General features: G+C 71.5%; 14 protein-coding genes. 9 read left to right on the top strand and 5 right to left on the bottom strand.

What is annotated here, in order from left to right:
• Nucleotides 1-6 precede the first annotated feature (6 nt).
• A complete protein-coding gene (locus ACWD6P_RS07860; protein ID WP_451443152.1) occupies nucleotides 7-6,261 on the bottom strand; it encodes an SDR family NAD(P)-dependent oxidoreductase in 6,255 nt (2,084 codons plus the stop codon).
• A gap of 1,095 nt (nucleotides 6,262-7,356) precedes the next feature.
• Nucleotides 7,357-8,820: an MFS transporter gene (locus ACWD6P_RS07855; protein ID WP_451443215.1), complete on the bottom strand. Its 1,464-nt coding sequence runs from the start codon at nucleotides 8,818-8,820 to the stop codon at nucleotides 7,357-7,359.
• A 286-nt stretch (nucleotides 8,821-9,106) separates the two neighbouring features.
• Between ACWD6P_RS07855 and ACWD6P_RS07850 the strand changes: the two genes are divergently transcribed.
• The 3 genes from ACWD6P_RS07850 to ribA all read left to right on the top strand — a co-directional run bounded on the left by ACWD6P_RS07850 (nucleotide 9,107) and on the right by ribA (nucleotide 11,075).
• On the top strand, nucleotides 9,107-9,970 hold the full coding sequence (locus ACWD6P_RS07850) for a TetR/AcrR family transcriptional regulator (protein WP_451443151.1): 864 nt from the start codon (nucleotides 9,107-9,109) through the stop codon (nucleotides 9,968-9,970).
• Between the two features lie 221 nt (nucleotides 9,971-10,191).
• Nucleotides 10,192-10,401: a DUF5988 family protein gene (locus ACWD6P_RS07845; protein WP_451443150.1), complete on the top strand. Its 210-nt coding sequence runs from the start codon at nucleotides 10,192-10,194 to the stop codon at nucleotides 10,399-10,401.
• 23 nt (nucleotides 10,402-10,424) lie between these two features.
• Nucleotides 10,425-11,075 (top strand): GTP cyclohydrolase II, encoded by a 651-nt coding sequence (ribA, locus tag ACWD6P_RS07840; protein ID WP_451443149.1) that lies wholly within the window; start codon nucleotides 10,425-10,427, stop codon nucleotides 11,073-11,075.
• On the opposite strand, the gene ACWD6P_RS07835 is transcribed toward ribA, so the two are convergent.
• Nucleotides 10,960-11,862, bottom strand: a complete 903-nt coding sequence (locus ACWD6P_RS07835; RefSeq protein WP_451443148.1) for an AfsR/SARP family transcriptional regulator — start codon at nucleotides 11,860-11,862, stop codon at nucleotides 10,960-10,962. The genes ribA and ACWD6P_RS07835 overlap by 116 nt on opposite strands.
• A 238-nt stretch (nucleotides 11,863-12,100) precedes the next feature.
• A complete protein-coding gene (locus ACWD6P_RS07830; protein ID WP_451443147.1) occupies nucleotides 12,101-12,802 on the bottom strand; it encodes a thioesterase II family protein in 702 nt (233 codons plus the stop codon).
• Nucleotides 12,803-13,263: 461 nt separating this feature from the next.
• Between ACWD6P_RS07830 and ACWD6P_RS07825 the strand changes: the two genes are divergently transcribed.
• Nucleotides 13,264-13,929: a class I SAM-dependent methyltransferase gene (locus ACWD6P_RS07825; RefSeq protein ID WP_451443146.1), complete on the top strand. Its 666-nt coding sequence runs from the start codon at nucleotides 13,264-13,266 to the stop codon at nucleotides 13,927-13,929.
• 56 nt (nucleotides 13,930-13,985) lie between these two features.
• Here the strand turns inward: ACWD6P_RS07825 and ACWD6P_RS07820 are convergent, their stop codons facing one another.
• Nucleotides 13,986-14,618: a TetR/AcrR family transcriptional regulator gene (locus ACWD6P_RS07820; protein ID WP_451443145.1), complete on the bottom strand. Its 633-nt coding sequence runs from the start codon at nucleotides 14,616-14,618 to the stop codon at nucleotides 13,986-13,988.
• A 233-nt stretch (nucleotides 14,619-14,851) separates the two neighbouring features.
• Here ACWD6P_RS07820 and ACWD6P_RS07815 point away from each other — a divergent pair, with 233 nt between their 5' ends.
• The 5 genes from ACWD6P_RS07815 to ACWD6P_RS07795 all read left to right on the top strand — a co-directional run bounded on the left by ACWD6P_RS07815 (nucleotide 14,852) and on the right by ACWD6P_RS07795 (nucleotide 25,806).
• The gene (locus tag ACWD6P_RS07815; protein WP_451443144.1) at nucleotides 14,852-15,628 is read left to right on the top strand and encodes an SDR family oxidoreductase; all 777 of its coding nucleotides are present in this window, start codon (nucleotides 14,852-14,854) and stop codon (nucleotides 15,626-15,628) included.
• Between the two features lie 71 nt (nucleotides 15,629-15,699).
• Nucleotides 15,700-16,134 carry an SRPBCC family protein gene (locus ACWD6P_RS07810; protein ID WP_451443143.1) on the top strand — a complete coding sequence of 145 codons (435 nt, stop codon included), beginning with the start codon at nucleotides 15,700-15,702 and terminating at the stop codon, nucleotides 16,132-16,134.
• Between the two features lie 247 nt (nucleotides 16,135-16,381).
• Nucleotides 16,382-23,746, top strand: a complete 7,365-nt coding sequence (locus tag ACWD6P_RS07805; RefSeq protein WP_451443142.1) for an SDR family NAD(P)-dependent oxidoreductase — start codon at nucleotides 16,382-16,384, stop codon at nucleotides 23,744-23,746.
• Nucleotides 23,747-23,766: 20 nt separating this feature from the next.
• Nucleotides 23,767-24,999 (top strand): cytochrome P450 family protein, encoded by a 1,233-nt coding sequence (locus ACWD6P_RS07800; protein WP_451443141.1) that lies wholly within the window; start codon nucleotides 23,767-23,769, stop codon nucleotides 24,997-24,999.
• A gap of 150 nt (nucleotides 25,000-25,149) precedes the next feature.
• On the top strand, nucleotides 25,150-25,806 hold the full coding sequence (locus ACWD6P_RS07795; RefSeq protein WP_451443140.1) for an EF-hand domain-containing protein: 657 nt from the start codon (nucleotides 25,150-25,152) through the stop codon (nucleotides 25,804-25,806).
• Nucleotides 25,807-25,878 lie beyond the last annotated feature (72 nt).

Raw genomic sequence — 25,878 nt, 5'->3', positions numbered from 1 at the left:
TCTCACTCAGTCCTTGTCGTCCGCGGCGGCCAGGGGGGCGGACAGCTGCTCCGCCAGGACGCCGGAGAGCGCGCGCGTACTGCCGTAGGTCCACAGCAGCGTGGGCGAGAGCTTCAGGCCGAAGGCCGCCTCCAGCCGGTTGCGCAGCTCCAGGCTCATCAGCGAGTCCAGGCCCAGCGCCTTGAACGGCGCGTCCCGGTCGATCGCCTTCGTCTCCAGGCGCAGCACCCGGCCCGCCAGCTCCCGCACCTTGGCCTCCAGCAGTTCGGGGCGCCGCTCGGGCGGGGCCTGGCGCAGCTCGGTGAGGAACGCCTGGCCCGCGCCGCCCGAGCCCGGCCCGTCCTGGGAGGCCTGGCGCAGTCCGCTCCAGCTCGCCAGGGCGGCGGTGTCCGGGTACGCCTCGAACCACCGGCGCAGGTGGAGCGGGACATACGAGACGACCTGCTCCTCGTCGCGCAGGAAGCGCTCCAGCGCCGGCCACGCCTCCTCGGTCGTGAAGCCGCCCATACCGCGCTCCTCCAGGCGCGCGCCGCGGTTGGCGTCCTGCGCGGCCAGGCCCACGTCCGTGAACGGGCCCCACTGCACGCTCAGCGCGGGCAGCCCGCGCCGGCGGCGGGAGACGGCGAGCGCGTCCAGGAAGGCGTTGCCGGCCGCGTACGCCGCCTGGCCCGCGTTGCCCATCAGGGCCGCGGCCGAGGAGAACAGCACGAAGAAGTCCAGCGGGTCGCCGGCGGTGACCGCGTCCAGGTTGCGGGCGCCCTCCGCCTTCGGTGCCAGGACCCGCCGCAGCTGTCCCGGCTCCAGCTTCTGGATGGTGGCGTCGTCCAGCAGACCGGCCGCATGCACCACACCGCGCAGCGGCGGCAGTTGGGCCCGCACCCGCTTGAGGGCCTCCTCGTCGGCGGCATCGGCCTGGAAGGTGTCCACCCGTACGCCCAGCGCCCGCAGCTCCTCGATGCGCGCGGCCGCTTCCGGTCCGGGGGCGGAGCGGCCGACCAGGGCCAGCGCGCCGGCGCCCCGCTCGGCCAGGAACCGCGCCAGGGACAGGCCGAGCGCGCCCAGACCACCGGTGATCAGATAGGTGCCGTCGCCGCGGAACCGGCCGCCCGGCAGCGGCTCCGGGGCCACCGCGGTGACGGTCTCCGGCGCACACAGCACGGCCGTACCGATGTGCCCGCCGCGCGAGCGCTCCTCCAGCGCCCGGGGAACGTCGGCGAACGGGTACGCCGTCACCGGCGGCGGGGTGAGCGTGCCGTCCGCCACCAGGTCCCACACCGCGGTCAGCAGCCGCGCGAACCGCTCGGGCCTGCGGGCGATCAAGCCGGCGAGGTCGACGGAGACGAAGCTGACGCCCGCACGGAAGGAGGCGAGGCCGATCGAGCGGCCCTGGTGCCCGCCCTTCGCGCCCACGTCGAGGAAGTGCCCGTCGTCCGCGAGGACGTCCAGACCGCGCTCCAGGCCCGCTCCGGAAAGGGAGTTGAGAACGGCGTCCACACCGCGCCCGCCGGTGGCCTCGCGCACGCCGTCGGCCCAGGACAGGCCGCGGGAGTCGAAGACATGCCGGACGCCGAGCCGCGCGAGGTGCTCGCGCTGCTCCTCGGTGGGCGCCGTCGCGATGGCCTCCGCGCCCAGGACGCGCGCCACCTGCACGGCGGCGAGCCCCAGCCCGCCGGCCGCGTCGTGGATCAGGACGGTGTCGCCCGCGCCGAGCCCGGCCAGCTCGCTCAGCGCGTACCAGGCCGTCGTCAGCGCCGAGGGCAGCGCGGCGACGCCGTCCTCGTCCAGCTGCTCGGGGAGCGGGCGGGCGTGGTCGGCACGCAGCGTCAGATGCGAGGCGAGCGCCCCGGGCGCGCAGGCCACGACGCGGTCGCCCGCGGCGAAGCCGGTCACCTCCGCGCCGACCCGGGTGACCACGCCGGTGGCGTCCAGGCCGTACCCCTCGGCCGTGCCGGGCACGTCGGCGCCGCCCAGCGCGGCGGCGGTCACGGCGATCTCGATCTCGCCGCGGCCGGGCGCGCGTCGATCCAGCGGACGGAAGTGCGACGGCCCGCCGTCTCCCGGGCGCCGCGAGGTCAGCCGGAACGGCTGCGGCGGCGTGTGCCAGCGGGTCTCCTGCGGCGGGGCGCCGGCGGGGCCGCGCTCCAGCCGTCCCACGAAGCGGCCGGTGCCGCGCAGCGCGACCTGGTCCTCGCCGTCGTCGGCGGCCAGTTCGGCCGCGCACTCGGCCGCCCACTCGGCCCGGCCCGCGCCGAGGTCGAGGAGCAGCGGCCGCAGCTCGGCGTGTTCGCGGCGCAGCACCCGGCCGAAGCCCCAGTACAGTGCGCCGCCCGCGTCCGGCTCGTCGGCCGCGGTGGCGGCCTGCGCTCCGGTGGTCACGACGGCCACGCGCGGCGGCGCGGGCAGCGCGAGGCAGGCGCGGACGAGGGCGGTGAGCGCGAGCAGGCCCTCGCGCTGGGCCTCGAACCCGTCCTCGGCGCGCGGCGCGAGGAACGCCACACCGGTCACCTCGCCCGAGTCCCGCAGCCGCTGGGCCCAGACCGCCTCCTCGGCGGCGTCCTGCCCGCCGGCCAGCGCGAGGCCGGCCTTGGCGCCCAGCGCACCCAGGGCGTCGGCGAGGGCCGCAGCGCCGTCGGCGCCGCCACTGCCCGCACACACCGCCCACGTTCCGGACGCGGCGTCCACGGCCCCACGCGGCGCCTCGGTGAACACCAGGCGGTGCACCCGGTCCCCGTCGGCGCTTCCCTGCCCGGAGGCGACGGCCAGCGGCGTGAGCCGCAGCCCCTCCATCACCAGCAGCGGGCGGCGGTCGGCGTCGTAGAAGAAGACGTCGAACAGCAGGGGCTCGCGGCGCACCGCGTACGACCACAGGGCCACGACGGGCTCGGCGAGATCCCGCAGGAGGTGGACGCGGCGCACGGTGGTCGGCACCACGGCCTGGTCCTCGTCGGCCAGCGGCAGGGACACCTGCATCGCGCCGTCCCACAGCGCCGGGTGCAGATCGCGGGCCCGCGCACCGGCCAGGCACTGCTCGCTCAGCCGCACCTCGGCCAGCGCCTCGCCCTCGCCCTGGTGCAGGCCGCGCACGCCCTGGAACGCCGGACCGTAGTTCAGGCCCTTGGCGGAGCAGGACGCGTAGAAGTCCCCGGCCGCCACCGGCGTCGCGGACAGCAGGCGTTCGGGGAACGCCGGCACGGCCACCTCGGGCGCCGGACCGGACGGCAGGGCGCGGGCGACGGCGTGCTCGGTCCAGGACGTGGCGCCCTGCGGCAGGGAGGAGAGGGCGAAGCCGCTCCCGGCGTCGTCGTCGCGCCACTGGACGCTGAGCCGCGCCGCGTCCTCACCGAGCGTCAGATCGCTGCGGAAGACGATGTCTTCGAGGACGGCGGGGACCGACCCGGTGCGGGCCAGCGCGGTCCGCACCGCCAGCGCCATCATCCCGGCGCCGGGCAGCACCAAGGCGTCGTGCACCTGGTGGTCGCGCAGCCACGGCTGGTCCTCCAGCGCCACCTCCAGCGTGCCCGTCCATGTGCCCGGCGCGGACACGGACGGCGTCAGGGCGACGTCCAGGCCACTGCGCTCGGTGTCGCGGCGGCGGCCCGGCTGGATCCAGTACGGCGAGCGCTGCCAGGGGTAGCCCGGCGCCGGGGCCCACGCCCTGCGCGGCAGGCCGCCGAACGGCGCCAGGCCCTCGGTGTAGGCACGGGCGAACGCCTCGGTGAGGAACTCGGGCGACCCCTGGCCGCGCCGCAGGGTGGACAGCACCCGTGGCGGCTCGTCGCGCAGCGCCGCCAACTGCTCGATGGCCGGGGCGAGTACGGGGTGCGGGCTGATCTCCACGACGTGGGTGACGCCGTCGTCGAAGACCTTGTCCAGCGCGTCGGCGAACATCACCGGGCGGCGCAGGTTGTCCACCCAGTAGCGGGCGTCCAGCTCCGGGCCGCGCAGTCCGGCCAGCCGCACCGTCGACATCAGCTCGATCTCGCCCTCGCGGGGCCGGACCGGCCCCAGCGCCGCCAGCAGGTCCTCCTCCAGCTCGTCCATCTGCGGGCTGTGCGAGGCGTAGTCCACGTTCACCAGGCGGCAGAACGTGCCGTCCGCCTCCAGGATCTCCTTGAGGACCTCGATCAGTTCGCTGTCGCCGGACAGCACACACGAGCTGGGGCCGTTGTTCACCGCGAGCGACACCCCGTGCTCGAAGCCGGCGATGGCCGCCTTGGCACCCTCGACGTCCAGGTCCACGGCGAGCATCAGGCCCTTGCCGGAGGTACGGCGGGCGATCGCGCTGCGCCGGGCCATGACCAGGGCGGCGTCCTCGTACGAGAGGGCCCCGGCCACCGTCGCGGCGGTGACCTCGCCCTGGCTGTGGCCGATCACCACGTCCGGGCTGACGCCCGCCTGGCGCCACACCTCGGCCAGGCCGACGGAGACCGCCCACAGGGTCGGCTGCAGCATGTCGATACGGGTCAGCCACTCCTCACCGGCCTCACCCGACACGATCTTGACGAGGTCCCAGGGGAAGTGCGGCTCCAGTGCCTTGGCGCAGCGGTGGATCACCGCCGCGAACGTCGGGTCGCAGGCGAGCAGTTCGCGTCCCATGTCGGCCCACTGCGAGCCCTGCCCGGGGAAGACGAACGCGGTACGGCCACGGGCCCCGGCGGCCCGGCCGGTGACCACGCCCGGTATCTCCTCCTCGGGGTCCGCCGTGAACCGCGTGAGCCGGTCGCGCACCGCGTCGGCGTCGGCGCCGGTGACGGCCGCCCGGAAGGGGAAGTGGTCGCGCTGCCAGGCCAGGGTGCCCGCCAGGGCGGTCAGCGGCGCGGCGCCGTCGGCGAGGACGTCCGCCACCTCGCGGGCCCGCTGCTCAAGGGCCGCCTGCGAGTGCGCGGACAGCGGCAGCAGCACGGGCCCCTCGGCGTCCGCGGCCTGCGGGGTCCGGCCGGTCGCCGGTTCGGGCCCGGCGGCGGGCGGCGCGCTCATCACCGACACATGCGCGTTGGTGCCGCCCCACCCGAACGAGCTGACACCCGCGAACATCCGGTCGTCGTCCGGCAGCCGCAGCGTCTCGCGCACCACGTGCAGATTCAGCCCGTCGAAGTCGATGGCGGGGTTGAGCTCCCGGGAGTGCAGGCTCGGCGGGACCACGCGGTGCTTGAGCACCAGCATCGCCTTGACCAGGCCCGCCATGCCCGCGCAGGCCTCCAGGTGGCCGATGTTGGTCTTGACCGACCCGATGGGCAGCGGCCCCTTGGCGCGGTCGCGCGGCTGCCCCAGCACACGGCCGATGACGCCGGCCTCGATGGGGTCGCCGCGCTTGGTGCCGGTGCCGTGGGCCTCCATGTAGGCGACCTCGTCGACGGGGATGTCCAGCCGCTCGTACACGCTGCGCAGCAGGTCTTCCTGGCCGGCCGGGTTCGGCGTCACCAGGCTCTCCCCGCCGCCGTCGTTGTTCACGGCCGTACCGGCGATGACGCCGTGGATGCGGTCGCCGTCCTCGATCGCCCGGGCGAGGGTCTTCACGTACAGCGCCACGACGCCCTCGCCGCGGACGAAGCCGTTGGCGGCGGCGGAGAAGGTCTGGGAGCGGCCGTCGGGGGAGAGCCCGCCGAAGTGCGTCAGGCCGATCATGACCTCGGGCGTCAGCATCAGATTGACGCCGCCCACGATCGCCGCGTCGATCTCGCCCTGGCGCAGGGCCTGCCCGGCCAGGTGCAGCGCCACCAGCGAGGACGAGCAGGCGGTCTCCACGGCCATGCTCGGCCCGATCAGGCTGAGGAAGTAGGACACGCGGGCCGCGATGACGTCCAGGGCGGCGCCGACCGCGCTGTGCTGGGTGGTGCCCGCGCCGCGGTTCCTGCGCAGGATCTCGTAGTCGTGCCACTGGGCGCCGACGTAGACGCCGGTGCGCGATCCGGCCAGTGAGCCGGCGGGGACTCCGGCGTCCTCCAGAGCCAGCCAGGTCTGCTCCAGCATCAGCCGCTGCTGCGGGTCCAGCGCCTCGGCCTCGCGTGGGGAGATCCCGAAGAAGGTGGCGTCGAACGCGTCGATGTCCTCAAGGAAGCCGCCGACCGCCTGGATGCGCTTCTCGGGGTCCAACTGGGCGGTGGCGTCCCAGCGTTCGGCGGGTACGGGCCCGATCGCGTCATGCCCGTCGAGCAGCCGCTGCCAGAAGCGGTCGATGTTCTCAGCTCCCGGAAAACGCCCGGCCATACCGACGACGGCGAGGAGCCGGGACGGGTCCTGAGTCACTTGGTCTGCGTGCATTTCCTCTTCCTCGGCTATCGCGCTGGGCCGTCCCGGGGCGGCGGCGGCCTCGCTCGGCTCACGCGGCGCACGGCGGTGTCCGGGTGGGCGCGGGACGTGCGGGTCCTCGGCCGCGGGGCAGCGGGCGGCCGCCGGTGCGCAGCCGCCTCGGCTCGGAGTGCGTCCGGAACCGCTCCGCCCGGCGTCGGTGTGCGGACGGGACGGACCGTCCGCACACCGGACATGCGCGGAGAGATGGGTGATGGGGGGTGACAGCAGGTGCGGCACCTGCTGGACAGAAGGCGGCGCGGCACATCGGCCAGGCGCCTCGGACAGGCTCACAGAAGAATCCGGTGGCCGACCCGGACGTTGCCCGACCCGGAAGTGGCCGACCGGGGCCGGCGGCCGCCTCGAAGAATTCCTAAGGCGCCGTACGGCCGGCCCGGAATCCGCTTATGCGCGCCGGGGTGCCGGCACAACGGAATCCCGGCGGCGGAGAGCCGGAGGCCGCCTCATCAAACACCACATCATCCCCCTCGTTTTAGTGGTCAACAACTCCGAAGCCGTACGCGAATTCAGGAGTGAGCGGGACAAGGGGCGGGCGAAGCCCGGCACCCCCGTCTCGGTCACCCGCGTCGGAATTCGGTCAGCCGGTACGCAGGTGGCCACTCGCGCTCGCCATCGAGCATGCCTGGCAATCCGAGCACTGACAACTGCGAAACGATCAAACCGAGTTGGCCGCGGAGCGCCTGCCGCGTGGTCGTCGCTTGATGGCGCCGCTATCCCGACTTCCGCTGTGCAACTATCCACTGTGGTCAGTTGAACAGTTCGCCCGAAGTCGCCCGGACACCGGTGAAAACGCCTGCCCAAGAGGTAGGCCATCGGCCGTGAAAAGAGAGAAGGAAATAAGCCGTTCCCCACGGGCCGTCAGGGCCACCGGCTCCGCCCTTGCCCGCAGGACTTGCCCCCCGGTTCCGGCGCCGCTGGTATTGTCCTCCGCCGGAATTTCCCCTTCTTCCGGACGGGAAGCACAGTTTGTTCTCCCGTCACCTCGATGTGATGTCACCTCGATGTGACGGGAGAACAAGGGGAGAGCGGCCATGGCGCGGACGCCGCTCACCTGCCTTCCGGAGCCCCTTTGATGAGGGTGGCCAGGAGCGCCCCGGCCACCGCGATACCGCCGCCGACGGTGAAGGCCAGCCCCATTCCGGAGAGGAAGACGTCGTGCGCGAGGGAGGTCACCTTCTCCGCGAGGGCGGCCGAGGAGTGCGGCAGCACGGGGACGTTGCCCACCGCCACCGTGTCGCCCGCCTGCTTCAGCTGCTGGTGCGACAGCGGCGGCAGACCCGCCGAGGCCCACCTCTGGGGGAGTGAGCCGTCCACCCGCATGGCCATGACGGCGCCCAGGACGGCGGTGCCCAGGCTGCCGCCGAGCTGCAGGGCGGCCTGCTGCAGACCGCTGGCGACGCCGGACAGCTCCAGCGGGGCGTTGCCGACGATGACACCGGTCGCACCGACGATGACCGGGGCCAGTCCCAGGCCCAGCAGGCCGAACCAGACGGAGGTGGCGACGGCCGAGGAGCCGGTGCCGAGGAGGGACATGCCGAACATGCCGGCGGCGGTGAGCAGCATGCCGCACACCATCGGGACGCGTGGCCCGAACCTGGTGATCAGCGTGCCCGCGAGCGGCGAGGCGACGATCATCACCCCCGTCAGCGGGAGGAGGCGCAGACCGCTGGCCGCCGGGCCCATGCCATGCACGTTCTGCAGATAGAAGGTGATGAAGAACAGCCCGCCGACCAGCGCGAAGGCCATCAGCATCACCAGGATCGTGCCGGCCGTGAGCGGCACGGAGCCGAAGATCCGCAGCGGGAGAAGCGGTTCGCGGACCTTGGACTCCACGACCGCGAACGCCGTGAGCAGGGCCGCGGCGGCGACCACGAAGAGCCAGGTCCCCCCATCGCCCCGGCGCAGGCCCTCGGCGTTGATCAGCGACCAGAGCAGGCAGAACATCGCTGCCGACAGCAGAACCATGCCCGGGACGTCGAAGGACCGGGGTGCCTTCTCGGCGCGGTGGTCCTTGAGGACGGCCAGACCGAGGGCCAGGGTCAGCACGCTGACCGGGACGTTGACGAAGAACGCCGACTGCCAGTTGACGTGCTCCACGAGCAGACCGCCGACCATCGGCCCGACCGCCGTGGAGGCGCCGATGACCATGCCGTAGATGCCGATCGCCGTCGTGAGCTTCTCGGGCGGGAAGGAGGCCCGCAGCAGAGCGAGCGCGGCGGGCATCAGCAGCGCGCCGCACAGGCCCTGCAGCGCACGGAAGAAGATGATCAGGCCTATCTGGCCGGACAGCCCGATCGCGGCCGAGCAGAGCGCGAAACCGGTCACCCCGACGAGGAAGACCTGGCGGTGACCGAAGCGGTCGCCGAGCTTGCCCGCCGGGATCAAGGAGATGGCCAGGGCGAGCAGATAGCCGTTGGTGACCCACTGGATGCTCGCGAACGAAGCGCCCAACTCCTGTTTGATCACGGGGTTGGCGACCGCGACGATCGTCATGTTCAGGTCCGTCATCATCACGCCGAGCCCGACGACCAGCAGCGTCAGCCAGGGGTGTCCACGCAGCTTCGGCAGGGACTGCGGGGTCTGGGGACCTAAGTCGGCCTTTCCGGCGGTCCCTGCGGACGGACGAGCACTCATGGCGCGCTCTGCCTCCTTCGTTCTGCGTGCGGCCGGCGCCGGGCTGCCCGCCGGCGAGCGGAGACCAGGGCGCCACGGGGTACCTTGAGACCCGAAGTCCGCAACTCCGGCCTTGGAGCCGGGACTTGGGACACCGTATTCGGAATATGGGGAGGCGGCCAGCGTGACCGGCCACAGGGCCACGGGCACCGGGCTGTCCCGGCGGCGCCGGTTCTCGGACGAGGAGACCGCGGAGCGGATGCTGCGCGCCGCGATGGACATGGTCAACAACACCGGGCTCACCGTGAGCCTGGAACACATCAGCTTCGAGGACGTCATCCGCGACGCGGGCGTCTCACGCAGCGCCGTCTACCGTCGCTGGCCCTACAAGGACCTCTTCTTCAGCGACCTGATCGAGGAACTCGCCAGGGGAGCCAGCCCGGCCCTCTCCGGGAGCAACCCCCGCGCGGTCGCCGCCACCAAGCGCGTCATCCTGCAGCACCTGGACTGGCTGCGGGACCCCGGCCGGCGCCCCGCACTCGTCGCGGAGGTCCTGCGCCAGGGAGCTCTCAAAGAGCTGCAGATCCACTGCGGTTCGGCCGAGTGGCGGACCTACATAGCGCTGCACGCCACATTCCTCAGCCTGCCCGACGGTGAACTGCGCACCCGCGTCCAGACATTGCTGGAGGAGTCCGAACGCGACCGCGCCGCCATGCTCGCGGACGCCCACCGGGACGTCACCGAGCTGCTGGGCTGCAGGCTGCGCCCCGAACTCAACGCCGGCTTCGCCGACATCGCCCGGCTGACCAGTGCCACCATGCGCGGCATGGTCATCATGGCCCCCGCCAGCCCGAGCCTGGCCACCCACACCGTCCACGCCAACCCGTTCGGTGCCCCGCGGCCCGCCGACTGGTCCCAGCCCGCCCTGGCGGTGGCCGGGATCGTCACGACCTTCATCGAGGCCGACCCTGCCGTCGAGTTCGACGACGAGCGCATCGCGTCGGTCCGCGCCGCCCTCACCTCGCACACCACGGGACCGTGCCAGTGAGCCGGATAAGGCACCCGGTCTCCGCCGTGTTCAACTGCTCATAACGGCCGGTTGCACACGCGCCCATGACCACTCGCGAGGAGCGGCTGGACAGCGGCCGGATCTGACGCTTTCATCAATTCCCAAACCGCCGGGTCGATGACACGGATCTTCGCGCGGCAGGTGCTGTGTTCCACGAGAGGCTGCTCAGTGAAATGAGCCGGCGCACGGAGGGAAACAACATGGCTGAAATCAAAGTCGTTCTGGTCGGTGGTCCGTCCTACTTCCCCGATGACCAACGGGTGCAGTACACGGCAACGCTCACGGAGACCTTCAAGAAGCGTTTCCGCAACGGCTATGAACACTTCGTGCACCAAGGCTCCTTCCACACCGTGGACGGTGAGGAGATCCCGGCCCTGGAATGGACGGCCCGCACCGCCATCGCCGAATAACCCGGCGCGGTACGATGAGGCGCATGGCAGACCAAGATCTTGCGTTGGAAAACGCCTCTCGGAAGCCCGCGGTCGAGAGAGTGGTGGACGTCCGACTGCCCACAGAATACGGAGATTTTCTGGCCATTGGCTACCTGGACCATCTCTCCGGGTACGAGCAGATGGTGCTGGTCTACGGGGACGCGGCGGAGAACGCGGCGCTGACCCGGGTCCATTCGGAGTGTCTGACCGGCGATGTCTTCTCCTCCAAGCACTGTGAGTGCGGCGACCAGCTCTCCGCGGCCCTGCGGGCCATCGTCGCGGAGGGCGCCGGAATCCTCATCTACATTCAGGGCCATGAAGGGCGCGGAATCGGTCTGCTGGCGAAGCTGAAGGCGCTGAAGCTCCAGAACGAGGGGCTCGACACCGTCGAAGCCAACCTGGCCCTGGGACTCCCCGTCGATGCCCGGGACTTCCGCCTGGCCGCCGAAATCCTGCACGACTTGGGCGTACGTTCCGTCCGCCTGCTCTCCAACAACCCCAGGAAGCGCGAGGCGTTGGAGGAGCACGGCATCAAAATCACCGAGCGGGTCCCGCTGCTGGCGCATCCCAACGAGGAGAACCTCCGCTATCTGCTGACAAAGCGAGAGCGCCTGAACCACCATCTGCCCCACCTGGACGGCCTGGTGGGCTAGCCCACCGCAGGTCGTACGACGCGGCGCCAGGGTCGGCGGTGTCGAGGATCTCGGCCTGGAGCCGCTGCAGATCCCCCGAGGGCTTCAAGCCCAACTCCCGCTTGAGAATGCCGTAGAGGTTCTGATACGCCTGCAGAGCCTCGCTGCGCCTACCCGAGTGGTACAGCGCCGCGATGAGCTGGCCGTGAAACCACTCGTTGAGCGGGTAGTCCACGACCAGTGTGCGCAGTTCCGGAAGGTGTTCGCGCTGTCTGCCCCGTCGGTTCGCTATCTCGATGCGCAGTTGCAGCGCGCGGATCCGCCATTCTTCGACCCGGCCGATCCTCCCCGCCAGCACACTGCCCACCGGGACATTGCTGAGAATCGTTCCCCGCCATAACTCCAACGCCCTGCCGGTCATTTCAGCGGCCTCGTCCAGTGCGCCCGCGTCGAGATTCCGCTGCGCCTGCTGCACAAACCGCTCCAGGTCCAGGAAATCGACCTCGGTATCGGCCACTTCGACGCGGTAACCTGGCGGGTCGGTCACCACAATGCGCCGGTCGTCGTTGGTGACCCGCTCATCGGAGAACATCTTGCGCGCGTGGTAAACGTGCGTCTGCAATGTCCTCAAGGCACCCCCCGGCGGGCTCTCCCCCCACAGTTCCCGGATCAGCGTATCCGTCGCCACCGTCTCCCGGGGGGTGAGCGCCAGCAAAGCGACCAGCTGCGAGACTTTCGGCGCTTTGGGCGTGTACACCCGGCCGTCGTCCGTGATGATTTCGAACGGCCCGATCAGATGGAATCGCACTGCGCATACTCCCGTTCTGGCGGAGGGAAGGAGAGCCGGCGACCGCGTGGTGCGGCGCACTGGGGCCCCGATTCTGCCCCCGTACGCCGCAACTTGTAACGCGCAAAGCAGTGTTCAACAACCCGCCAGGCCAAAACCGTTGCCGCCCGCCACACCGCAATTGACGGTACGCCGTATATCGCGGACCGCGCCGGCCGGTGGCGGTCCGGCCCCCGGCACAACGCGGCTGATACCTCCGTCAACCAGCCATGGCGGGCGCGTGCAGAGCCGCCGTCACGGTCCTGGCCACCTCCCGTAGACGGTGGTCGAGGTAGAAGTGACCGCCGTCGAAGACCTTCACGTCCGTGGCCGCCGTCGTCAACGCGCTCCACGCGGACGCCCGCGCCACGCTCGCCACCGGGTCGCTGACGCCGAGCATCACCGTGAACGGAACGCTCAGCGGCTCCCCCTCGCGCCACCGGTACGAGCCGATCGCGCGGTAGTCGGCACGCAGCGCGGGCATCGCCAGCTCCAGCAGCGCCGGGTCCTCCAGGATCGCCGAGACGGTGCCGCCGAGCCTGCGCACGGTGGCCAGCACATCGGCGTCGTCGTGCATCTGCTCGTTCCTGCTCGGCGTGGACGACGGTGCGTTCCTGCCGGACAGGAAGAGCCGTACGGGGCCGCGCTCACCCCGCTCCTGGAGCCGGCGCGCGACCTCGTACGCCAGGACGGCACCCATGCTGTGCCCGAAGAAGGCACAGGGCCGCTCGTCCAGGCCGAGCACCTCCTCGGTGAGGGCGTCGGCCAGCTCGGCGATGTCCGCGACGGGCCGCTCCCGCAGCCGGTTCTGCCGGCCGGGGTACTGCACGGCCAGTACGTCGATCGCGGGCGCCAGCGCACGGGACAACGGGAGATAGGTGCTTGCCGCTCCGCCCGCGTGCGGGAAGGCGATCAGCCGCATGCGCTCTCCGGCCCCTGAAGCCTGGCCGTCGGCAGGGCTGAACCTGAAGAACCACTGGCTGAGCACACCGTCCCCCGTTCGTCGTCCGCACAGCACACCGCCCCCGGCGGAATCGCTCACCATCGTGCGGGCCGTCACTCAAATCCCGCCCAAAGCACGCACAAACCTGACCGCTCTCGAAGCAAAGCACCTGGTCACAGCCCCGCACTGTGCAACTGACCATCGAGGAGGCGCCCACCCGCCAGCTGTGTCCGCACCGGCGTCCACGCGCCGTCAGCGGACCAAATCCGCAGCCGGTTGAACGCGCCCGGCCACATTCCCGTACTTCCCCGGCAGGTGGCCCCCCGGCCCCGGCGTCCCGTCAGGAAGGAACGGCCCGAACCGTGCCCACTGCACATCAGCCGACGGCATACCCAGACCACCGCGTCCGGACTCAGCGTGCAACCGAAGGATGGACCTTCTTGGCTGAATCCATAAGGAACCATCGCACGGTCGGTTCCATCGCCCCCAGCAGTAAGTCGCTGGCCAACCTGCTGGCTGACCCATTGCTGGAACGAGCGCCGCGGAATTCGGACGTCCTGGAAGTAGGTGCGGGTACCGGCTCGGTCACGCGGGTCCTGCTCCCCTGGATGCCTCGGGGAAGCCGACTGGACATCGTAGAAGCCAACGCCCATTTCGCCGCACACCTGCGTCGCCTGGTCCGCGGTCACCCGAACCTGCTGGAAAAGCAGGAGCAAGTGCGCGTCCATGACGTATTCGTCGAACAGCTCGCCACTGACCGCCGCTATGACGTGATCGTCTCTGGCCTGCCGTTCGCCAACTTCTCCCCCCGGCAGGTCGAGGACATCATGGGGCGTTACTTGGAACTGCTCCGCCCCGGGGGCACTCTCACCTACTTTTCCTATTGCGGAAGTCGCTGGGTCCGCACCTTGCTGGCATCCCGCCCAGAGGCCCGCCGCCAACGCGGCGTCAAAGATCTCTTGAACCAATATCACCAGAAGTACGCGGTCGGCTGTTGGACCGTATGGGGAAATCTGCCACCCGCGAAGGTGTGGCAACTGCGCCGACCGGTCGACGCTGTCAGCGCCTCCGGCGTGTTGACCGTCCAGCCGGAAATATCGCGGTGAATACCCTCACCGGTCCGCTGCTCGCGAAGACAGCGCTGCGCGGCCGGCCTCACTGACTACTTGCCGACGGATGGCCCCGGCTTCGCCCGGAGCTCGTCGAGCCGCAGAAAGGCCACCGCGCGGCGCATCAGATCGACGAGTTCCTCGGGCTCGTCCTGCCAGGCCCAGTGCTCCATGGTGACGGTGAACGCATCCAGCACCGCGGTGGTCAGCAGGCGCACTTCGAGGCTGTCGACAGGGGCGTCCATGCGGGACGCCAGCGCGGGCGCGAGCCGTTCCTGCATCTCCCGCCCCGCGGCGAGCCAGCGCATCTTCAGGACGGGGACGGTCCCCAGGACCCGGACCAGCCGACGGGCCCGGTCGGCGTCCTCAAGGCGCCGCTCGGCCGTCGCCGTTCCGAAGGACGCCTCGATGGCGGCGCTGAGCGGTTCTTCGGCCGGATGTTCCGCGAGGACGTCCACGAGCTGGCCGACGCTGGAGGAGAAGAGGGGGGTGAGGGCGTCCTCCTTCGCCGGGCAGTAGCGGTAGAAGGTGCGCAGGGAGATGCCCGCGGCCGAGGCGATGTCCTCGACCGTCGTCGTGTCGTAACCGCGGTCCGCGAACAGGGTCGCCGCGGCCTCCGCGATCTCCAGCCGGGTCTGAAGGCGCCGATGGTCCGTCAGGGACGGACGGCCCCGCGCTGCCGCCATTGTGTGCTCCTTGCCGTGCTTCACCTCGGCCTTCATTGTCACAGACATAATTTTTGGCACGTCATGCCAAAAAAGCGTATGTTGATCAACGACTGATCGCGAGCCGATCGGCCAGTGGTCGATTCGCCCGCTACGCCCGTGCCATGGCGCTCTCTCTGCATGCCCGCGTACCGGTGGGGCCCAGGCCGTGATCAGTGACCGGTGAACGTACAGCGTCAACGAAGGAGCCGACCGTGTCCCGCACTTACCTCATCACCGGAGCTGCCTCCGGCATCGGCAAGGTGACCGCCGCCCGGCTCAAGGAGCAGGGGCACACGGTCATCGGAGCCGACATCAAGGACGCCGATATCGTTGCGGACCTCGCCACCCCCGACGGCCGGGCCCATCTCGTCGAGCGCGCAGGCGAGTTGAGCGGTGGGCGGCTCGACGCCGTGATCGCGGGCGCCGGCCTCGCCGGTTTCGACCCGCGCGCCGTCAGCGTCAACTACTTCGGCGCGGTCGCCACCTTGGAAGGGCTGCGCCCCCTGCTGGCCGCCGGTGCGGACCCGCGCGCCGTCGTCATCGCCTCGGTCGCCTCCGTCCACCCTCATGACACGGCCATCGTCGACGCGGCGCTCGCCGGTGACGAGGAAGCGGCGCTGGCCGCCGCCCGGGCAGCGGTCGACCGGGGAGAGGGCTATGCGATCTACGGTTCGACCAAGGCCGCCGTCGCCCGATGGATACGCCGCACCGCTGTCACCGCCGACTGGGCGGGCGCCGGTATCCCCCTCAACGCCATCGCTCCCGGAACCGTCGTCACCCCCATGACCGAACCCATGCTGGCCAGCCCCGAGGTGCGCAAGATCGTCGACGCGACCGTGCCCATGCCGCTGCACGGCCACGCCCAGCCCGCACAGATCGCGCCCCTCCTGGCCTGGCTCACCTCTCCCGAGAACGAACTGGTCACCGGCCAGGTCGTCTTCATCGACGGCGGCGCCGACGCCGTACTGCGCGGTGACGGCACGTGGTGAACCGCCGAGGGGAGCGACCGGTCACAGACAACCCGCAGCCATCGCAGTCCGCAGCCATCGGAGGCGCCTCCATGCACACGCTCAGCCGTACGACCGTGGTCACCGCCGACCCCGATACCGTCTGGCAGATCATCGGCACGTTCGGCGGCCTCGCCGACTGGCACCCCCTGCTGCCGCCGTCGGTGATCGAGGACGGCGCCGATCCCGAGACGCCCGGGGCGGTGCAGGCGTTCTCCCTCAACGGCCAAGTGCTCATTCGGGAACGCCTCCTGGAGAAGGACGACTCGCGCCGGATGCTCCGTTACACCATCCATGAATCCGCCGTCCCCGTCTCCGACTATGTCTCCACGCTGTCCGTGCACCCGCACGACGCGGGCGCCGAGATCCGCTGGGCCGCGACATACGAGGCCGCCGACGAACTCGTCCCCGAGATCGAGCAGCACTTCGGCGACCGCATCTACGCCACCGGCCTGGACGCCCTCAAGGAACGCTTCGCCCGGCCCTGACCCATCGGACGGGCCCCGGGTTCCGTTCCGTCTGGCGGGTTGCCGAAATCCCAGAAGTTCATGTCGGCATATTCAGGGGGATTTCGGTAGCTCGGGGTGCCGCTTTCAACACGTTCAACAAGTCGGTCCACCGCCTGTTCTTGCCTGCCGCGAACTGCCGGCCCTTTGCTGAAAAGGGCCGCATCGTGGCGCTCAAGAATGGGGTGAACGGCGGATGGCATACGGATTCGTCCAGGATGACCGAGCCGTGGCGATCGTGGGGGCGGCCTGCCGACTGGCCGGTGGGATCAATTCACTCGACGGGTTCTGGCGCGCTTTGGCGGCGTGGCAGGACCTGGTCGGTGAGGTTCCGCCCGATCGCTTCGATCCCGCCGAGTTCGTCGATCCCGACCGGGAGCGTCCCGGGAAGACCTACACCGCGGCCGGTGCGTTCCTGGACGATGTCGCCGGATTTGACGCGGACTACTTCGGGCTGTCGCCGCGCGAGGCGTCCCGCATGGACCCGCAGCACCGCCTGCTGCTGGAGACGGCCGTGGAGGCCCTGGACGACGCCGGACTGGCCCGGGACGAGCTGGCCGGCTCGAACACGGGGGTGTTCGTGGGGGTTTCGGGCCACGACTACGAGCAGTTGCAGCTCGCGCGGCCCGAAACCGTGAACAACTACTCGATGTTCGGCGTGGGTACGACCAGCGCGGCGAACCGCATCTCGCACGTCATGGACTGGCACGGGGAGAGCGTGGCGCTGGACACGGCGTGTTCGTCCTCGCTGACGGCGCTGCACCACGCCTACGAGTATGTGCGCGACGGCCGGGGCCCGGTGGCGCTGTCCGGTGGGGTGCACCTCGTGCTGGGCCCGTTCGAGTACACGGGACTGGCGGCGGCGTCGATGCTCTCTCCGACGGGGCGCTGCCGCGCGTTCTCGGCGGATGCCGACGGGTTCGTACGGTCCGAGGGCGCCGGCATGCTGGTGCTCAAGCCGCTGGACCAGGCCGTCGCGGACGGCGACCGGATCCACGCGGTGATCGTGGGCTCGGCGGTGAACAACGACGGCCACACGGCGGGACTGGCGCTCCCCAACACCCGTGCGCAGGAAGCCCTGCTGCTGGACGCCTACGGCCGCGCCGGGGTGGAGCCGGACCAGATCGGATACCTGGAGGCGCACGGCACCGGCACCTCCGCCGGAGACCCCCAGGAATGCGGCGCCATCGGGCGCGGTCTGGCGCGCAAGCGCACCGTGGGGCCGTTGCCGATCGGGTCGGTCAAGACCAACATCGGCCACCTGGAGGCCGCGGCCGGGGTGACCGGCGTGGCCAAGGCCCTGCTGATCCTGCGGCACCGCCGGATTCCCGCCACGCTGCACACACACCCGCGCAACCCGGACATCGACTTCGCCGGGCTGAACCTGCGGGTGACCGACGAGCCCGAGCCGCTGCCGGACCCCCGTGCGGTGATCGGGGTGAGCTCGTTCGGGTACGGCGGTTCCAACGCCCACGTCATCCTGGGCCCGGCACCCGAAAGGACGTCGAATCCGGTGCGGGAGCCCGAACGCGGGTGCTGGCCCCTCGTGGTGTCGGGGCAGGGGGAGGCCGCCGCCCGGGGCGCCGCCCTGCGCCTGGCCGACCGGCTCGCGGCCGCCGACCCGGCGGAGCTTCCCGACATCGCCTATACCGCCTGCCGCCGACGCGGCCGGCGGGAGCACCGTGTCGCGGTGCTGGCCGAGAGCACGGACGACGCCGCGCGCAGGCTGCGGGACGCCGCCGTCGGGGCGGACTCCGCCACGGCCGGTGTGCTCGCACCCGGCGTGCGCAACGGCCGGGTGGGCTTCGTCTTCAGCGGCAACGGCTCCCAGTGGGCCGGTATGGGCGCGGACCTGCTGCGCCGCGAACCCGCCTTCGCCGCGGCGGTCGGCCGGGCGGACGCCGCGCTGGAACCGTTTCTGGGCTGGTCGGTGGCGCGGCGACTGGCGGATCTGGGCGAGGACGACATCGCCGACACCGAGGTCGCCCAGCCGGCGCTGTTCGCCGTCCAGGTCGGGCTGGTCGCCCTGCTCGGCGCATACGGAGTGCGTCCGTCGGCGGTGACGGGCCACAGCGTCGGGGAGACCGTGGCGGCGTACGTCTCGGGTGCCCTGTCGCTGGAGCAGGCCGCGCGGGTGGTGGCCGCGCGCAGCCGCGCCCAGGGCGCGACCGCGGGGGCCGGGCGGATGGCCGCCGTGGGACTGTCCGAGGAGCAGGTACGCAAGGAACTGGCGGACGGCGCCGTGCCCGTGGAGATCGCCGCGGTCAACAGCGCCTCGGACGTCACCGTCGCCGGGGCCGCCGATGCCGTGGGCGATCTGGTCCGGATGTGGGAGCAGCGCGGCGTGTTCGCCCGCGAGCTCAAGCTGGACTACGCCTTCCACACCGAGGCGATGGCACCGGTGGAACAGGCGTTGCGGACCGCCCTCGACGGGCTCCGCCCCGGCACGGGCGAGGGCACGTACTACTCCACGGTGACCGGTGGCGGCCTGGACGGCACGGAGCTCACCGCCGGGTACTGGTGGCGCAACGCGCGCCGGCCGGTGCGCTTCGCCGACGCCGTCGAGGCGATGCTGGACGACGGTGTCGACGTGGTGGTCGAGGTCGGGCCGCACCCGGTGCTCAGGCCGTACCTCACACGCATCGCCGCGGGCCGGGACGAGCGGGTGGCGGTGATCCCGACCTGTTCCCGGCGCGGCGACGGGCCGGTGGACCTTCGCCGCACCGTGGCGCACCTGCTGGCCTGCGGTGCCCGCATCGACTGGCGCACGTGGTTCCCCGAAGCGGGCCGGGTGGTGGACCTGCCGGCCTATCCATGGCAGCGCGAACGGCACTGGAACGGCGATCCGTCCTGGTGGGAACGCGGCAGCCGGAACGGGACCGACAGCGGACATCCGCTGCTGGGCAAGCGTCTGGCCGCCAGTGTGCCCACGTGGTCCGCCGATCTCGACCGGGCCTCGCTGGCCTGGCTGGCCGACCACCGCGTGGGCGGTGCGGCGGTGCTGCCCGGCGCCGCGCTCGTGGAGCTCGGACTGGCCGCGGCCCGGCACCTCGGCGACGGGCCGGTGGAACTGCGCCGGCTCGCCGTCGAGCGGGCGCTGCCCACAGACCGGGACCGGCTCCCCGCCGAGGTGCAGACCACGCTGTCGGCCGAGGACGGCAGACTGACCGTCACCAGCCGTGCCGACGAGGACACCGAGTGGCAGGAGCACGCCCGCGGGCACGCCCGGCGCCTGCTCGCCGACGCTCCGGAGCCCGTCGACCTGGACGCGCTGCGGATCCGCGCCGCCACCCCGGTCGACGTCGAGGAGCACTACGCCCGGCTGGCCCGGTGCGGCCTGGACTACGGGCCCGCCTTCCGGCTGCTCACCGAGATCCGCGTCGGCGGCGGAGAGGCCGTCGCCGCATACACCGCCGGCCAGGACGGCGACGGCTACCTGGTGCATCCCACCGTGCTCGACACCGCCGCGCAGGCCGGGGCGGCCCTGCTGCCTCTCGCGGACGGCAGCGCCTACCTGCCCGTGGAGGTCGCCGCCGCCCAGTGGTGGCGGCCGCCGCCGGAGCGAGGCTGGATTCATGTCCGCCGCCGTGCCGCCGCCGCGTGGGAGGCGTGCTGGGACGTGACCCTCGTCGACGCGCAGGGCGGTGTGGCACTGCGACTGCACAAGATCCGGCTCACCCGGTTCGAGGCCGCCGGCCGTGTCCCGCTCCGCTCCTACGAGACCGTCCTCCGCGCCGCGGCGCACCCGCAGGAACCCGTACGGGACAGTGTGCTCCCCGCGCCCGGCGATCTGCTCACCCCGGCCCCGCTCACCGCACGGACCCGGCGCGACCACGACCTGATCGAGCGGTACCAGGACCTCAGCGCACACTTCACCACGGCCGCGCTCCCTCAACTGCTGGGAGAATCAGACGAGTTCACGCTTACCGACCTGCTCCGGGCCGGCGTACAGAAGAAGCATCTGCCGCTGATGCGCGTCCTGCTGGCCGGCGCCTGCGACCGCGGCCTGCTGGAACGGGCCGTCGACGGCTGGCGCGTCGCGGCGTCGCCCCACCCGCGGGAGCGGTTCCAGTCGGTACTCCGCGACTTCCCGGAGTACGTCTTCCAGACGACGGTGACGGGCCGGTGCGGACTCCACCTCCCCGAGGTCCTGCGGGGTGCGCGTGATCCGCTTGAGCTGTTGTTCGGCGACGCGGACCGGCACCTCGTCGAACGGATCTACACCGGCCTCGTCGGCAGTCATGCCGCCCTGCGCGCGGCGCGGGAGACGCTGCGCTCCGCCGTCGCGGCGTGGCCGGCCGACCGTCCGCTGCGGGTGCTGGAGGTCGGCGCCGGCACCGGCGGCACCACCGCCCACCTCCTCGACGTACTGCCGCCCGAACGCACGCACTACGTCTACAGCGACATCACCGCCGCGTTCTTCCCAGAGGCCCGTGCCCGGTTCGCCGCGTACGACTTCCTCCACTACCAGACCTTCGACCTGGAACACGACCCCGCCGAGCAGGGCCTCCCGGAGGCGGGCTTCGACCTCGTGATCGCCAGCAACGTCGTGCACGCCACGTCCGACCTCGCCGCCACGGCGGGCCGGCTGCACCGGCTGCTCGCCCCGGCCGGGCAGCTCATGGCGGTGGAATGCCACCACACCCCGTCCCTGGCGCCCGTCTTCGGACTGCTGGACGGATTCTGGGCCTTCACCGACACCGAACTGCGCACCGATTCACCGCTGCTCCCCCCGGCGACCTGGCGCTCCTTCCTGGATTCCTGCGGATTCACCGACGTCCACGTCAGCGGTGACGAGACCGACGACCACGACGCGACCTGCTCGCTGGTACTGGCCACGCGCCCCGGCACCTCCGACGGCACCGCGCCGCCCCCGGTCATCCCCGCCGACGACGCTCCGGCCTGGTGGTGCGTCGTGGCCGAAGACACCGGCGGCGACCTCGCACGGTCGCTGGCCGCCGGCCTCCGCGCGCACGGCCACCTGGTGGAGCTGTGTTCGCCGGACTCCGAACCGGACCCACCGGCTCCCGGCCACGCCGTGCGCGCGGTGTTCCTGCTGGACCGTCAGGACGACTCCGCCCCGGACGCCGTGACCGAACGGGCCATCCGGCGCATCGCCACCTGCACCGCCCTGGCCGCGGTCTGCGCGGCCGCGGACGCCGCCGGGCGCCCCGGCCTGTGGCTGGTGACCCGGCCCAGCGGCGCCCTGCCCGCCCCGGAGACGCCGGACCATCCCGAGGACGCCGCGGTATGGGGCGCGGCTCGCTGCCTGGCCAACGAGCACCCCGGGATCACGGTGCGCCGGATCAGCCTGGACCGTACCGGCGCGCCGGCACACGCGGCCGCGCGGCTGCTGCGAGAACTGCTGGCGCCCACGGCCGAGGACGAAGTCGTGCTGACGGAACACGGCCGCTTCGTCGCCCGGTTCACCACCTGCCCGGCGCTTCCGCCGACCGCGACCGCCGACCCGGACGAGGGCTACGCCCTCGAAGTCCGCAACCCCGGCCTGACCCCGGACCTGGCCTGGGCCCCGCAGACCGGACCCGAGCCCGCCGCAGGGGAGATCCGCATCGCGGTCCGCGCCGCCGGCCTGAACTACCACGACGTACTCCAGGCCGGCGGAATGCTGGCGTGCGAGCCCGGATCCGGCACCGGCCATCGGCTGGGCCTGGAATGCGTCGGCACGGTCACCGCCGTCGGATCGGCCGACACCGGATTCCGGCCCGGAGACCGCGTACTCGCCCTCGCCGCCCACGGCGCCCTGGCCTCGCACGTCGTGGTTCCCGCAGCACAGGCCGCACGCGTTCCCGCGCAGGTGCGCGACACGGACGCCGCCACCCTTCCGCTGGCGTACTTCACCGTCAGCCACGCGCTCGACACGCTCGCCCGGCTGGCACCCGGGGAGACCGTGCTCATCCACGCAGGCACGGGCGGCATCGGCCTGACCGCGCTGCACCTCGCGCGCGCCCGCGGCGCGCGGGTGATCGCCACGGCCGGCACCCCGGCCAAACGCGACCTCCTGCGCCTGTACGGGGTCCAGGACGTGCTGGATTCGCGCAGCCTGACCTTCGCCGAGGAGGTGCTGCGGCGCACCGGCGGCCGCGGGGTGGACGTGGTGCTCAACTCGCTGGCCGGTGAGTCCCTGACCCGCAGCCTGGAACTGCTGGCACCCGGCGGGCGGTTCGTCGAGCTCGGCAAGCGGGACATCGAGGCCGACAGCGCGCTGCCGATGCGGCCGCTGGCGGACAACATCAGCGTGTTCGCCGTGGACGCCATCCCCCTGATGTCGGACGCCGGCACCGTCCGCGGCCACCTGACCGCCCTCACCACCGGCCTGGCGAACGGGGACCTCCACCCGCTGCCGCACCACACCTACCCGGCGCCCCGCCTGACCGACGCGTTCCGTTCCCTCCAGCACGCCCGGCACATGGGCAAGGTCGTCATCACTTTCGACGACGCACCCGCCCTCACCCGCACCCCCACGCCCCGGCTCGACCCCGAGGCCACCTACCTCATCACCGGCGGCCTGTCCGGACTGGGCGCGGCCACCGCACGACACCTCGGCGACCTCGGCGCCCGGCACCTGGCGCTGCTGGGCCGGCGCGGCGCGGACACGCCCGAGGCACCCGCGCTGCTGGACGATCTGCGCGCCCGCGGCATCCAGGCCGTGCCGTACGCCGTCGACGTCACCGACAGCGCCGCCCTGCGCGCGCTCATCGCCGCCGTCGACGCCGGCGACCACCCCCTCAAGGGCGTCATCCACGCGGCCATGGTGCTCGACGACGACGCACTCACCGAACTCACCGCTGACCGCATCCGCACCGCCCTGGCCCCGAAAATGACCGGCGGGCTCCTCCTCGACAGCCTCACCCGCCACCACGACCTGGACTTCTTCGTCACCTACTCGTCGATCGTGGCCTCCATCGGCCTCTACCGCCAGGGCAACTACGTCGCCGGGAACCTGGCACTGGAGGCGCTGACCCGGGCCCGCCGCCGGCACGACCGCCCCGCCGTCACCCCTGCCTGGGGCCGCATCGGCGACATCGGCTATGTCGCCCGCAACCTCGGCGACACCATGAGCGGCTTCGGCGCCTACCCGATGACCCCCGCCGAAGCCGGCGCCGTCCATGACGCACTGCTGACCGGCACCGTCCCGGTCGCGGTGGTCGGCCGGTTCGACTTCTACCGAACCCGCGGCATGCTGCCCGCCTGGAACACGCCGCGCCTCAACCAGATCACCCCGGACGACGAAACCGCCGCGGCGACCGCACCCGACCTGTTCCGCCGGTCGCTGGCGACCGCCGACGACTCCGAGGCCCTGCCCCTGGCCGTCGAGGCCGTCACCCACATCGCCGCCCAGGTCCTGCAGGCCGACCCCGAACGCCTGGACCCCACCCGCAGCCTCGACCAGCTCGGCATGGACTCCCTGCTCAGCACCGAACTGGCCGTCGCCCTGCGCAACCGCCTCGACTGCGACCTGGCCGCCCTCGAAATCACCAGCGCCACCAGCCTCACCGACCTCGCCCGCCGCGTACTCATCCGCCTCAACGCCAACGCCGCCCACCCTGCCGAACAGCCCGCGACCACCCCCTGAAGCGCCTTCAGGAGAATCCGATGGACCGACAGCCCTGCCCGTACACGATCGACCCCACCGGCCGCGACATCTACGCCGAGGCCGCCGGCATCCGCGAACGAGGCCCGATAACGCAGGTGGAACTCCCAGGCGGAGTGGTCGCGTGGGCAGTGACCGGCCACCATCTGCTCAAGCGGCTGCTGAGCGACTCACGGGTCTCCAAGGACGCCCGGCAGCACTGGCCGGCCTTCATCAACGGTGACATCACCGAAGAGTGGCCCATGTACGTCTACGTCTCGGTGACGAGCATGTTCACCGCCTACGGCAGCGAGCACCGGCGGTTGCGCTCGCTCATGTCCAAGGCCTTCACCCCACCCCGGGTCGCCGAACTCCGCCCCGCCGTCGAGCAGATCACCGCAGAACTGCTCGACGACCTCGCCCTGACCCCACCCGGTGACGAGACAGATCTCCGCAAGAAATACGCCTACCCGCTGCCGGTCGAGGTGATCTGCCAGCTGTTCGGCGTCCCCGACGCCGCACGCCCAGTCCTGCGCCAGTGCGTCGACGGCATCGTCAACACCGCCGCCACTCCGGAAGAAGCCGCAGCCAATCGGCAGACCCTGTACGACGGCCTGACCGAACTCGTCGCCGCCAAACGGAAGACACCCGGCGACGACATGGCCAGCGCGCTCATCGCCGCCCGCGACGACGACGGTTCCCGGCTCGAAGAGAGCGAGTTGGTGGACACCCTGTTGCTGATGCTCGCGGCAGGTCACGAAACCTCGGCCAATCTCATCGACCACGCCGTCACGGCACTGCTCACCCACCCCGACCAGCTCGCCCTCGTCCGGGACGGCGGCAGCTCCTGGAACGACGTGGTCGAAGAGACGCTGCGCTGGCAGGCACCCATCGTGAACCTGCCGCTGCGGTACGCCGTCGAGGACATCGAGATCGACGACGTGGTCATTCGGAAAGGCGAAGCGATCGTCGCCTCCTACGGTGCCGCCGGCCGCGACCCCGCCGCGCACGGCGAGAACGCCGAACACTTCGACATCACCCGTCCCAACAAGGACCACATCTCCTTCGGTTACGGGGCCCACTACTGCTTCGGCGCCCCCCTGGCCCGGCTGGAAGCCCTGGTCGCCCTCCCCGCCCTGTTCGCCCGCTTCCCCGATCTCCGCCTGTCCGTCCAGCCGTCCGAGCTGCGGCCGGTACAGTCCTTCGTCACCAACGGCCACCGGGCGCTACCGGTCGTGCTGCAACCGGCGGGATAGGCACACGGGCCCACACGCCACGGCGGGCACCGACAGGACACCCCACCGACAGGACACCCACCCCGAGCGACCCGTTCATCCGAATATCCCTCTATTGAAAGATATCGCCTTCGTAGTTTCCCTGAATAAGGAGCCGGGAAATCTCGATCCGTGAGCCCGGCAGGGCAAAACGAATACGAGACCGAAGGGGTGGGGTTTCTTATGGTGGACCGGTTTATCGAGGGTGATCTGCTGGAGCGCAAGATCGACGTCTGTTTCGGACATGTGGACGTCGACGGAGACGGATTCTTCGACGAGGCCGATGTGCTGGCAATGGCGGCCAGGATCATCGCGCACCAGAACATTCCCATCGATTCGGAACCGGCGGTGGGCCTCTTCAAGAGCTACCAGGAGTTCATGCACAGCATCCTGCCGCATCTCGATATCGACGGCGACGGAAGGATCAACCCCGGGGAATGGCGCAAGGGCATCATCGGTGTGTTCGGTGACCACCCCGAGCGGTTCGACGCCCTGTTCCGTCCGCTGGCCGAGGCCATCTGGCGTGTCTGCGACCGCGACGGCGACGGCACCGTCAGCGCCGAGGAATTCCTCTGCTTCCAGAAGGCCATGGGAAGTTCACCGGAAAACCGGCGGCTCGCCTTCGAGAAACTCGACGTCAACGGCGACGGATCGCTGTCCGTCGACGAAATCCTGAGCGCCTACCGGGAGTACTACACCAGCCGCGACCCACAGGCCCGCGGCAACTGGCTGTACGGCGACGTGTGGGAGACCGAAGTCCCGGGGGCGGCGGCGAAGGCCGGTCTGTGAGCTCTGAGTTCATCGGGCGGAGCGCCCTGGCCCGGTCGTCCGGGGGTGAGGCCGGGCGGTGCACCACCGTCG

This window comes from Streptomyces sp. NPDC002446, from assembly GCF_053595675.1.
This window is presented reverse-complemented; position numbering and strand designations above follow the sequence as displayed.

Bases quoted from the DNA above. Each gene is read 5' to 3' on its own strand.
- ACWD6P_RS07830 (WP_451443147.1), bottom strand. From the start codon at position 12,802: ATGCGGCTGATCGCCTTCCCGCACGCGGGCGGAGCGGCAAGCACCTAT.
- ribA (WP_451443149.1), top strand. From the start codon at position 10,425: ATGGCAGACCAAGATCTTGCGTTGGAAAACGCCTCTCGGAAGCCCGCG.
- ACWD6P_RS07810 (WP_451443143.1), top strand. From the start codon at position 15,700: ATGCACACGCTCAGCCGTACGACCGTGGTCACCGCCGACCCCGATACC.
- ACWD6P_RS07855 (WP_451443215.1), bottom strand. From the start codon at position 8,820: ATGATGACGGACCTGAACATGACGATCGTCGCGGTCGCCAACCCCGTG.
- ACWD6P_RS07820 (WP_451443145.1), bottom strand. From the start codon at position 14,618: ATGGCGGCAGCGCGGGGCCGTCCGTCCCTGACGGACCATCGGCGCCTT.
- ACWD6P_RS07860 (WP_451443152.1), bottom strand. From the start codon at position 6,261: ATGCACGCAGACCAAGTGACTCAGGACCCGTCCCGGCTCCTCGCCGTC.
- ACWD6P_RS07845 (WP_451443150.1), top strand. From the start codon at position 10,192: ATGGCTGAAATCAAAGTCGTTCTGGTCGGTGGTCCGTCCTACTTCCCC.
- ACWD6P_RS07800 (WP_451443141.1), top strand. From the start codon at position 23,767: ATGGACCGACAGCCCTGCCCGTACACGATCGACCCCACCGGCCGCGAC.